The organism is Streptomyces sp. 150FB (assembly GCF_000818195.1).
Taxonomy (GTDB): Bacteria; Actinomycetota; Actinomycetes; order Streptomycetales; family Streptomycetaceae; genus Streptomyces.
The window spans coordinates 6,392,479-6,403,314 of sequence record NZ_JTHL01000001.1 but is presented as its reverse complement, the minus strand read 5'-3'; the positions used below and the strand labels follow the sequence as shown (position 1 = coordinate 6,403,314).

Below are 10,836 nucleotides of genomic sequence, written 5' to 3'. Positions count from 1 at the left end.
AAACTGGCGCCCAATCTCCGCGCGGCGACCGCCGCCGGCAGCCGTTCGCTGCTCACCTTCGGCGGCGCGTACTCCAACCATCTGCGCGCGACCGCCGCCGCCGGGCGGCTGCTCGGCCTCGCCACGGTCGGCGTCGTACGGGGCGACGAACTGGCGGACGGCCCGCTCAACCCGTCCCTCGCGCGCTGCGTGGCCGACGGGATGCGGCTGCGCTTCGTCGACCGCGCGACCTACCGCCGTAAGACGGAGCCCGGCGTCCTCGCCGCCGTAGTCGCCGAAGCGGGCCTGGACGAGGATTCCGTTTACGTACTTCCCGAGGGCGGCAGCAACACCCTGGCCGTTCAGGGCTGCGCCGCGCTCGGCCAGGAGCTGCGCGATGCGGCCGATGTGGTCGCCGTCTCCTGCGGAACCGGTGGAACCCTGGCAGGACTGGCCGCCGGGCTCGGCGCCGGTCAGCGGGCCATCGGTTTCCCCGCGCTGCGCGGCGGCTTCCTCGCCCGTGAGGTGGCGGACCTCCAACGCGCCGCCTTCGGCGGGCCCGTCGCCGGATGGAGCCTTGAAGAAAGGTTCCACTTCGGCGGATTCGCACGCGTCACCGCCGAGTTGGATTCATTCGCCCGGGAGTTCGAGGACCGGCACGGCCTGCCCGTGGAACGTCTCTATGTCGCCAAAATGCTGTACGGCCTGACGGCGCTGGCCGCCGAGGGCGCCTTCCCGCCCGGCACCCGCGTCGCCGCCGTGATCACGGGCGGCCCCGAACCGACCGAACCGTCCGAGCAGCCCGACCGCGTAACCGCCTAACCGGAACTGTCGTCCCGGTACGCCGCCGCCTCCTCCAGATCCAGCCTCCGCAGCAGCGTCCGCAGCATCTCGTCATCGATGCTCCGCCGGTCCCGCAGCTCCACGAAGACCGAGCGCTCCGTCTCGATCATCTCGCCGGACAGCCTGCGGTAGGTGTCGTCCGCCGACTCCCCCGTCACCTCGTTGACCGTGCCGAGCCGCTCCCAGACGGCGTTGCGCCGCCGGGCGAGGACGGCGCGCAGCCGCTCGATCAGCGGGTCGGGCAGCACGTTGCGCTCCTCGGCCAGCAGCTCTTCGAGCCGCCGCTCCGCGGCCTCCGACGCCTCGTTCTGCGCCTGCGCCTCGGCCAGGGTCTCGGTGTACGTGTCCCGCCCCGGCACCTTGAGCAGCCGGATCAGCGCGGGCAGGCTCAGCCCCTGCACGACCAGCGTCCCGATCACGGTCGTGAAGGTCAGGAACAGGACGAGGTTGCGCCCCGGGAACGGCGTGCCGTCGTGCATCGCCCGCGGGATGGAGAAGGCGATCGCCAGCGACACCACCCCGCGCATCCCCGCCCATCCGACGATCAGCGGCGCGGTCCAGTTGGTGTCCGGCTCCCGCTCCCTGATCCCGCGGAAGAGCGCGCGCGGCACGAAGGTCGCCGGATAGACCCAGAGGAACCGGACCACCACCACCGCCACGAAGGTCCCGAGCGCGTACACCACCGCCTCCCCGACCCCGTACTCGCCGAGGCCCCGCAGGACGACCGGCAGTTGCAGCCCGATCAGGGCGAACACCGAGGACTCCAGGACGAACGCGATCATCTTCCACACCGCCTGTTCCTGGAGCCGGGTCGCGAAGTCGACCTGGGAGGAGCGGTGCCCGAGGTAGAGCGCGACCACGACGACGGCGAGCACCCCCGAGGCCCCCACCCGCTCGGCCGCCGCGTAGGCGACGAACGGGATGAGCAGCGACAGTGTGTTCTGGAGCAGCGCCTCCTTGAGATGGGTGCGCAGCCAGTACAGCGGCACCATCAGCACGAGCCCGACCCCGACCCCGCCGAGCGAGGCCAGCGCGAATTCGCCGATGCCGCCGGCCCAGCTCGTCCCCTCGCCGACGGCGGCGGCCAGCGCCACCCTGAACGCGGTGATCGCCGTGGCGTCGTTCACCAGCGACTCGCCCTGGAGGATGGTGGTGATGCGGTTCGGCAGCCCGAGTTTCCGCGCGATCGCGGTGGCGGCGACGGCGTCGGGCGGCGCGACGACGGCGCCGAGGACCAGGGCCGCCGTCAGCGGCAGATCGGGCACCAGCAGATAGGCGAGCCCGCCGACGGCGAGGGTCGCGAAGAGGACGTAGCCGACCGACAGCAGCGCGACGGGCCGTATGTTGGCGCGCAGGTCGAGGTACGAGCTGTCGACCGCCGCCGTGTACAGCAGCGGCGGCAGGATCACCGGCAGCACGATGTGCGGATCGAGTGTGTAGTTGGGTACGCCGGGCAGGTACGCGGCCCCCAGCGCCACCCCCACGAGCAGCAGCGGCGCGGGCACGGGCGTCCTTCGTGCCACCCCGGCGACCGCCGCGCTCGCCGCCACAAGGGCGATCACCGGCAGTACGTCCATCACACCGTCCTCACAAGCGTCGTAACCTGGCAATCATGAGTGAGTGTCCCCATGTCACGGAACTGCCGCGCCACGAGCCCGCCCCTCTGAGCGACACCTGCCTGGAGTGCCTCGCCGTCGGCAGTCACCCCGTTCAGCTCCGCCTCTGCCTGGTGTGCGGGCACGTCGGCTGCTGTGATTCTTCGCCCCACCAGCACGGTACGCAGCATTTCAAGGACACGGACCACGCGGTGATGCGGAGCTTTGAACCCGGGGAGAGCTGGCGTTGGTGCTTTGTGGACGGTTCGATCGTCTGACGTGTGGGTACGTCAACCATCCGCCGGTTCTTCGTAATTGGACGACGCAGACCTCTAGCCACTTTCTGTGCTCATATGCCTACCATGAGTGACAGGCGTCGGACGGGGGCCCTGCGACAGGGCACCATGGATCGCGATAGCGTCGCCAGTCCAGACCGGCTACGTACCGACTACGTACCGCAAGGCTTCGAACGCTCCCTGTCCGAAGCCCTAGATGAGCTTGTGCCACCTTGGAGGTGAGGGTGTCCCAGATCGCAGGCGAGCCCGGGACCCAGGACTTCGTGGAAGTCCGGCTGCCCGCTGCGGGTGCCTACCTGTCCGTGCTGCGTACGGCCACGGCCGGCCTCGCGGCGCGCTTGGACTTCACCCTCGACGAGATCGAGGACCTGCGCATCGCCGTGGACGAGGCCTGCGCGATCCTGCTTCAGCAGGCCGTACCCGGCTCCGTCCTCAGTTGCGTCTTCCGGCTCGTGGACGACTCGCTGGAGGTGACCGTCTCGGCGCCCACCACCGACGGGCGTGCTCCCGAGCGCGACACCTTCGCCTGGACGGTGCTCTCCGCACTGGCCGGCAAGGTCGACTCGACGGTCGAGGAGGACCGTACGGTCTCCATCAGCCTGTACAAACAGCGCGGCGCGGGACCCGGGCCGGCGTGAGGAACGAGGAAGGGCCGGTGCGTGACGAGGGGCGCATCCCACAGGAGCCGGGGGGTGGGCACGAGGCGACGAGGGAGCCGGTGCTCGCCCCCACGGGCATCCCTGACCAACAGGCCCGTCCACACCCGGAGGACGGACCTGACGGCCGGACGGCCGCAGCGGAGCAGGCGCAGGCAGAGCGGGCGGCCACTATGAGCGAGCAACACCACGATCCACACGACCGCAGCGGTGCGCGGGCGATGTTCATCGAGCTGGGCAAGCTGCCCGACGGCTCGCCCGAGAAGGCCGAGCTGCGCAACCGCCTGGTGCGGATGCATCTGCCGCTCGTCGAGCACCTCGCCAGACGGTTCCGCAATCGCGGCGAGCCGCTGGACGACCTGACGCAGGTCGCGACGATCGGTCTGATCAAGTCGGTCGACCGGTTCGACCCGGAGCGCGGTGTCGAGTTCTCGACGTACGCGACCCCGACGGTCGTCGGCGAGATCAAGCGGCACTTCCGGGACAAGGGCTGGGCGGTACGGGTGCCGCGCCGGCTCCAGGAGCTGCGGCTCTCGCTGACGACGGCCACGGCCGAACTGTCGCAGCAGCACGGCCGTTCGCCCACGGTGCACGAGCTGGCCGAGCGCCTCGGCATCTCGGAGGAAGAGGTCCTGGAGGGGCTGGAGTCCGCCAACGCGTACTCGACGCTGTCGCTCGACGTCCCCGACACGGACGACGAGTCGCCGGCCGTGGCCGACACGCTGGGCTCGGAGGACGAGGCGCTGGAAGGCGTCGAGTACCGCGAGTCGCTCAAGCCGCTGCTGGAGGACCTCCCGCCGAGAGAGAAGCGGATTCTGCTTCTCCGGTTCTTCGGCAATATGACGCAGTCTCAGATCGCGCAGGAGGTCGGCATCTCGCAGATGCATGTCTCGCGCCTGCTCGCGCGCACCCTGGCGCAGCTTCGCGAGCGGCTGCTCGTGGAGGAGTAGGCGGTACGGGATCAGGCGTCGCGGTCGTGGTCGTGGTCGTGCCCCGGCGGGCGGATGCCGAGCGCCTCGGTGGTCTGCCGGTTGACCAGCAGGACGAGTCCCGCCACGGCCACCGCGGCGATCGCGATCCCGACCGGGATCATCGCGCCGTCGGACTGCAACAGCGTCCAGGCGACCGGCAGCGCGATGATCTGCGTGATCAGCCCGGGGCCCCGGCTCCACCTGCGGCGCAGCAGCAGCCCCCGGGCGGCGAGCAGCGGGATGACACCGATGACGATCACGGTGACACCGGCCGTCTCCGCCTGCTGGGGGCTGTCGGGCTTGCCCGTCAGCCCCATCACCAGCAGATACACGCCGGCGACGGCGAGCGCCAGGGCCTCCAGCCCGCAGAGGGCCCCCGCGGCCGTCAGGCGCGGCGGGCGCGGGGTCGTGGCCGACGGGGCGGGGCTGGTCTGTTCACTGCTGCTCACCCTCGCAGCGTAGCGGTCGTCCCCCGGGGGAAGCAGGCCAGGCGGCGGGCGGGGTACGGGGATCCCCGGCGCGCGCCGGTCTCGCGCGGCGGCCTCGTACCAGCCGGTAGCCGGTGCGCTCCCGAAAGCGACCCGCCGGGCCGGGAACGGTAATCTGACCCGTATGCGCGCACTCCTTGTGGTCAATCCGGCAGCAACCACCACCAGTGCTCGCACCCGCGACGTACTCATTCACGCGCTGGCCAGCGAGATGAAGCTGGAGGCTGTCACCACCGAGTACCGGGGGCACGCACGCGACCTGGGGAAACAGGCCGCGGAGTCGGACGACATCGATCTCGTGGTGGCCCTCGGCGGCGACGGCACGGTCAACGAAGTCGTGAACGGGCTGCTGCACCGCGGTCCCGATCCGGAGGGACTGCCGCGGCTCGCTGTTGTCCCCGGCGGTTCGACGAATGTCTTCGCGCGCGCTCTGGGTGTGCCCAATGACGCCGTGGAAGCGACCGGCGCGATTCTGGACGCGCTGCGTGATAAACGCGAACGCACTGTAGGTCTCGGCCTCGCCGCCGGCACTCCGGGTACGGACGACGAGTCGGTTCCCGATCGTTGGTTCACTTTCTGCGCGGCATTCGGGTTCGCCGCCGGAGTGGTCGGCCGAGTCGAACAGCAGCGGGAACGCGGGAAGAAATCCACGCACGCTCTCTATGTGCGCCAGGTGGTGCGGCAGTTCATCGAGGAGCAGCACAGGGGACAGGGAATGATCACGCTGGAACGGCCCGGCCAGAAGCCGGTCACCAACCTCGTCCTGTCCGTGGTCTGCAACACCGCACCCTGGACCTACCTGGGCAATCGCCCGGTTTACGGGTCTCCGGGGGCCTCCTTCGACACCGCTCTGGACATCATCGGGCTGAGCAGTTTGTCCTCGGCTTCGGTGGCCCGATATGCGACACAACTGCTGACTTCCACGCCCGATCGGGGCCTCCGCGGAAGGCATGCGCTGGCCCTTCATGATCTGACGGACTTCACCTTGCATTCCAAGGCCCCCCTCCCCTTCCAACTGGACGGCGACCACCTGGGACTGCGCACCAGCGTGACGTTCACAGGCGTACGTCGTGCACTGCGTGTGATTGTGTGAGTGGAAGGGGCCAAACTCCTTTCACTCGAACGTTTAGGCTGGCATCCACCCCATGGAAGTACGGCTGTGACCTAGTCGACACCGAGGAATCAAAAAAAACTTTCCAGAAGGGGTTGTATCCGCAGCCGAGGTTTGCGAATCTCTACATGGCGATCGGGACGGCCCGCAACACCGGCCTCCCTGAGAACCAGAACCCCCTTCCTCATCGCAAGGACCCAAGCTGTCCACCCGACAGTCGGCCCTTCCCTTGACGGGGGATTCGTGAAAGCGTTCACATTCACAAGCAATCTTCACGTAATACCAAGAGAGGTAGCAGCCATGGACTGGCGTCACAACGCCGTTTGCCGCGAGGAAGACCCCGAGCTCTTCTTCCCCATCGGCAACACCGGTCCTGCGCTGCTGCAGATCGAGGAAGCCAAGGCCGTTTGCCGTCGCTGCCCCGTCATGGAGCAGTGCCTGCAGTGGGCACTCGAGTCCGGCCAGGACTCGGGCGTCTGGGGTGGCCTCAGTGAGGACGAGCGCCGCGCGATGAAGCGCCGTGCCGCTCGCAACCGGGCGCGTAACGCGACCGCCTGAACCACCCCGCAACAACAGCCTCAGCCCGGCGGAGCGTACAGCGAGTACGCATAGTCCCGCCCCCGAACCGCAGCGCGCAGTACACCCCCCGATGCGCATCGAAACGTGAGCTTCGAGCCGAGCCCCGAACCACAGCCGTGGTTCGGGGCTCGCTGCTGCTCGGGGCCGGTCAGACGGTCGCGACCAGCAGTTCTTCCCCGCTCGACGTACCGAGGCCATCCGTTCGGCCCGCGAAATACCGCTCGTTGAGCATGGCCGCTGACACGTGCCGGGCGTCCTTGAACCCGGCTTCGCCGGCGAGTTCCAACATCTCCCGCGGGGCGAAGAAACTGAGAAACGGCGTCCCGGCCGCTCTGGCCCCCTTCGCCGCGACCTCCAGTCCGGCGCGCTTCTCCTCTTCGAGCAGCTCCGGCGGCAGTTGGAACGTCATCGCCAGCGTGGAACCGGGAGCGAGCGACGCGATGTGCCGCAGCGTGGCCGCGTTCGCCTCCTTGGTGAGGTACATGGCGACACCGGCAGAGGCCACCACCGTGGGGCGGCCCGAGTCGAAGCCGGCCGCCGCCAGTTCGTCCCACCACGACCCGCCCGCCTCGAAATCGACCGGCACCAGCCGCAGCCAATCCGGGACCCCGAGGCCGAGCTCGGTCAGACGGTGGCGCTTCCAGGCCTGGGGATCCGGCTGGTCGACCTCGAACACCCGCAGGTGGGAGGCGATTTCGGGGCGACGCTGGGCGAAGGTGTCCAGGCCGGCTCCCAGGATGACGTACTGGCTGACACCCCGCCCCGCCTGCTCGACGACCAGGTCCTCGACAAAACGGGCCCGAGCCACGATCGCCGCCCGGAACCACTTGGTCCCGTCCGGGTCCATGTCCCCACGGGCCCGCCAGCCTTCGTCGGGGTCGGCCAGCCGCAGACCGATCTCGTCCTCCAGCACATGGGGCGGCGCGTCGGCCTGGACGTGCAGGGCCCGCCACAGTGCGACCCGTACGGCCGTGCCATCAGGCTCGGGTTTCCGCTCCGGCGTCGCCGCCCGTTCGTCAACCATGACGATCCGCTGCCTTTCTGTGATCAATTCGCGGCACATCACGTCACTTCTGCGGTTCCACCGGAATGTCGAGGATGACCCGGGTGCCGTGGCCCGGCTCCGGCACCCGCACCATGTCGAAACCGCCGCCCAACTCCCCTTCCACCAGGGTTCGTACGATTTGCAGCCCGAGGTTCCCCGCCCGCTGCGGATCGAACCCCTCGGGCAGCCCGCGCCCGTCGTCCTGAACGGTGATCAGGAGCCGGCCGTCCGAGCGCGGCCCCTCCCCCCGCTTCGGCGAGGGCTTTCCGCTGCGGACCGCCGTGACCTCGACCGTGCCCTGATCCCCCGGGGCGAAGGCGTGTTCAAGGGCGTTCTGGAGGATTTCGGTGAGCACCATCGACAGCGGGGTCGCCACCTCGGCGTCCAGAATGCCGAACTTGCCCGTACGGCGGCAGGCGACCTTGGCCGGTGAGATCTCGGCGACCATCGCGAGCACCCGGTCGGCGATCTCGTCGAACTCCACCCGCTCGTCCAGATTCTGGGACAGCGTCTCATGCACGATGGCGATCGAACCGACACGCCGTACGGCCTCGTTGAGCGCCTCCCGGCCCTGCGGGGACACCATCCGCCTCGCCTGGAGCCTGAGGAGCGCCGCGACCGTCTGGAGGTTGTTCTTCACCCGGTGGTGGATCTCCCGGATGGTGGCGTCCTTGGTTATCAATTCGCGCTCGCGGCGCCGGAGTTCCGTGACGTCCCTGAGCAGCACCAGCGAGCCGATCCTGATCCCCTTGGGCTTGAGCGGGATGGCACGGAGCTGGATGACACCGCCGGGGCTCTCGACCTCGGCCTCCCTGGGCGCGTAACCGCTCGCCAGTTTGACCATGGCCTCGTCCACCGGGCCCCGCGCGGGCGCCAGTTCGTCGGTGGTCCGGCCGAGATGGTGCCCGACCAGGTCGGAGGCGAGGCCGAGCCGGTGGTACGCGGACAGCGCGTTGGGGCTCGCGTACTGGACGACACCGTCGGCGTCGAGCCTGATCAGGCCGTCGCCGACGCGCGGTGATGCGTCCATGTCGACCTGCTGGCCCGGGAAGGGGAAGGACCCGGCGGCGATCATCTGTGCGAGGTCGGAGGCGGACTGGAGGTAGGTGAGTTCGAGGCGGCTCGGGGTGCGGACCGTGAGCAGGTTGGTGTTGCGGGCGATCACCCCGAGGACCCGGCCCTCACGCCGTACGGGAATGGACTCGACCCGTACGGGCACCTCCTCGCGCCACTCAGGGTCCCCCTCCCTGACGATCCGGCCCTCGTCGAGCGCGGCGTCGAGCAGGGGCCTGCGCCCGCGCGGGACGAGGTGGCCGACCATGTCGTCCTGGTAGGACGTCGGGCCGGTGTTGGGGCGCATCTGGGCCACGGACACATAGCGGGCGCCGTCGCGGGTGGGGACCCACAGGACCAGGTCGGCGAAGGACAGGTCGGAGAGGAGCTGCCACTCCGAGACCAGCAGGTGGAGCCACTCGAGGTCGGACTCGCTCAGGGCGGTGTGCTGGCGTACGAGTTCGTTCATGGAGGGCACACAGACGAGCGTACCCGCGGTACGAACCGGGACGAGCCGTGATCCTCGCCGGGGGCCCCACCGGCGGGAACCGGACGGCGGGGCGCCCGACGGGGCCGGAAATAGGCCTCCCTTATCCATGGACAGGGAAGAATGGTCTAGTCCACAATGAATCGGTAAAGACCGGCGAACGGCCGGTCGACAGGCTTCCGCCCTCCCCGCACAGGAGGGTGGAACGAGGCATGCGGCGCTCTCTGCCCTGACCGCGCCGATGCCTCTCCCACGGCCGCGCGGGACCGCACACCCGTCGGCCGTAGCAACTCCGGGCTGCGGTGCCGGACGGGTTGAGGGTCCCGTCGCGGCGCCGCGGCCCGCGGGTGGTTCAGGGCCCGGGACGGACGCGCAGCGCGCCCCCGGCCGCCCCCGCGCATCTCTCCCGTACGGCCGCCGGCTGCCGTCCACCGGCCACCCGTCACCGGTCACCGGCCACGGCTTCGGGCGCTCTGATAAGATTGGTCTATACCACATATGCCGTACCGTCACTTCTCGGCACACCCCACCAGATCGGCAGGCCCAGCGTGGAAGTTGTCATCGTCCAGGACGCCGCGGCAGGCGGCGAACTCATCGCGGGGAGCATCGCCGACCTGCTGCGCCGCAAGCCCGACGCGCTGATCGGCGTGGCCACCGGATCGACTCCGCTGCCCATCTACCAGGCGCTCTCCTCGCTGGTCGGCTCCGGGGCCCTGGACGCCTCGGAGGCCCGGGTGGCGCAGTTGGACGAGTACGTGGGGCTGCCGCAGGGCCACCCCGAGTCGTACCGCTCGGTGGTGCTGCGTGAGGTCGTCGAGCCGCTCGGGCTGAAGGAGAGCTCGTTCCTCGGGCCCGACGGCAGCGCCGAGGACGTGGCGGAGGCCTGTGAGGCGTACGACCGGGCGCTCTGGCAGGCCGGCGGGGTCGACCTCCAGTTGCTCGGCATCGGCACCGACGGGCACATCGGCTTCAACGAGCCGTGCTCCTCGCTCGCCTCCCGGACCCGGATCAAGACGCTGACCGAGCAGACCCGTGTCGACAACGCGCGGTTCTTCGGCGGCGACGTCGACCAGGTGCCGCGCCATGTGATCACCCAGGGCATCGGGACCATCCTGGAGGCGCGCCACCTGGTGCTGCTCGCCACCGGGGAGGGCAAGGCCGACGCGGTGGCGCAGACCGTGGAGGGGCCGCTCGCCGCGCTGGTGCCGGCCTCGGCGCTGCAACTGCACCAGCACGCCACCGTGGTCGTCGACGAGGCGGCCGCCTCGAAGCTGAAGCTCGCCGACTACTTCCGGGCGACGTACGCGGCGAAGCCGGACTGGCAGGGGCTGTAGAGCTGTAGGGGCTCTGGAGCCTCACTCACCACGTACGACTGTGCCGGACACCCCTGGAGGGCGTCCGGCACAGTCGTATCCGCGGTTCTACCGGGTCCGCGGTGCTTCAGGCCCGGCGGCCGGTGATGACCTCGGCCGCCGCCTCACCGCAGACACGCGCGGCGCCGTGGGTGGCGATGTGCAGGGCTCCCCTGGGCTCGGCCTCGTTCACGCCCATCTCCACCACGATCGTGCCGGGACGGGCCGCGACCAGCGCGTCCAGTGCCTCTTCCATCCAGACGTGCCGGTGGACATCCCGTACGACGGCCACGAGAGGGCGCTCACCGGCTTCGCCGAGCACCCGGCCGACCAGCTCCGCCGTCTCGGGCCGCGCGCCGTCGGCGGGGCCGCTGTACGAGC

General features: G+C 69.9%; 11 protein-coding genes and 1 pseudogene. 7 read left to right on the top strand and 5 right to left on the bottom strand.

From position 1 onward, the window contains the following. Positions 1–801: pyridoxal-phosphate dependent enzyme (locus tag QR77_RS27700; RefSeq protein WP_040024773.1), on the top strand; the 801-nt coding region annotated here is incomplete at its 5' end. Here the strand turns inward: QR77_RS27700 and QR77_RS27695 are convergent. After that, a complete protein-coding gene (locus QR77_RS27695) occupies positions 798–2,399 on the bottom strand; it encodes a Na+/H+ antiporter (RefSeq protein ID WP_040024772.1) in 1,602 nt (533 codons plus the stop codon). The genes QR77_RS27700 and QR77_RS27695 overlap by 4 nt on opposite strands. A gap of 35 nt (positions 2,400–2,434) precedes the next feature. Here QR77_RS27695 and QR77_RS44070 point away from each other — a divergent pair, with 35 nt between their 5' ends. The 3 genes from QR77_RS44070 (at position 2,435) to QR77_RS27680 (ending at position 4,319) form a co-directional block, all read left to right on the top strand. Further along, on the top strand, positions 2,435–2,695 hold the full coding sequence (locus QR77_RS44070; RefSeq protein ID WP_078877214.1) for a UBP-type zinc finger domain-containing protein: 261 nt from the start codon (positions 2,435–2,437) through the stop codon (positions 2,693–2,695). Positions 2,696–2,937: 242 nt separating this feature from the next. Beyond that, positions 2,938–3,351, top strand: coding sequence for an anti-sigma regulatory factor (locus tag QR77_RS27685; protein ID WP_040028763.1), 414 nt, complete (start codon positions 2,938–2,940; stop codon positions 3,349–3,351). A gap of 35 nt (positions 3,352–3,386) precedes the next feature. After that, a complete protein-coding gene (locus QR77_RS27680; protein ID WP_052489731.1) occupies positions 3,387–4,319 on the top strand; it encodes an RNA polymerase sigma factor SigF in 933 nt (310 codons plus the stop codon). A gap of 11 nt (positions 4,320–4,330) precedes the next feature. Here QR77_RS27680 and QR77_RS27675 read toward each other — a convergent pair whose 3' ends face one another. Continuing rightward, positions 4,331–4,789, bottom strand: a complete 459-nt coding sequence (locus QR77_RS27675; RefSeq protein WP_040024769.1) for a hypothetical protein — start codon at positions 4,787–4,789, stop codon at positions 4,331–4,333. Between the two features lie 163 nt (positions 4,790–4,952). Between QR77_RS27675 and QR77_RS27670 the strand changes: the two genes are divergently transcribed. Then, positions 4,953–5,921 carry a diacylglycerol kinase family protein gene (locus QR77_RS27670; RefSeq protein ID WP_040024768.1) on the top strand — a complete coding sequence of 323 codons (969 nt, stop codon included), beginning with the start codon at positions 4,953–4,955 and terminating at the stop codon, positions 5,919–5,921. 318 nt (positions 5,922–6,239) lie between these two features. Next, positions 6,240–6,497, top strand: coding sequence for a WhiB family transcriptional regulator (locus QR77_RS27665; protein ID WP_004937597.1), 258 nt, complete (start codon positions 6,240–6,242; stop codon positions 6,495–6,497). A gap of 169 nt (positions 6,498–6,666) precedes the next feature. Here the strand turns inward: QR77_RS27665 and QR77_RS27660 are convergent, their stop codons facing one another. After that, entirely contained in the window at positions 6,667–7,542 is an 876-nt protein-coding gene (locus tag QR77_RS27660) for a class I SAM-dependent methyltransferase (protein ID WP_040028762.1), read from the bottom strand. A gap of 43 nt (positions 7,543–7,585) precedes the next feature. Beyond that, positions 7,586–9,085, bottom strand: coding sequence for a PAS domain-containing sensor histidine kinase (locus QR77_RS27655; RefSeq protein ID WP_040024766.1), 1,500 nt, complete (start codon positions 9,083–9,085; stop codon positions 7,586–7,588). A gap of 566 nt (positions 9,086–9,651) precedes the next feature. Between QR77_RS27655 and nagB the strand changes: the two genes are divergently transcribed. Further along, positions 9,652–10,437 (top strand): glucosamine-6-phosphate deaminase, encoded by a 786-nt coding sequence (gene nagB, locus QR77_RS27650; protein ID WP_040024765.1) that lies wholly within the window; start codon positions 9,652–9,654, stop codon positions 10,435–10,437. Between the two features lie 106 nt (positions 10,438–10,543). Here the strand turns inward: nagB and QR77_RS27645 are convergent. Next, positions 10,544–10,836, bottom strand: a pseudogene (locus QR77_RS27645) (glycoside hydrolase family 3 protein); the annotation flags it as partial.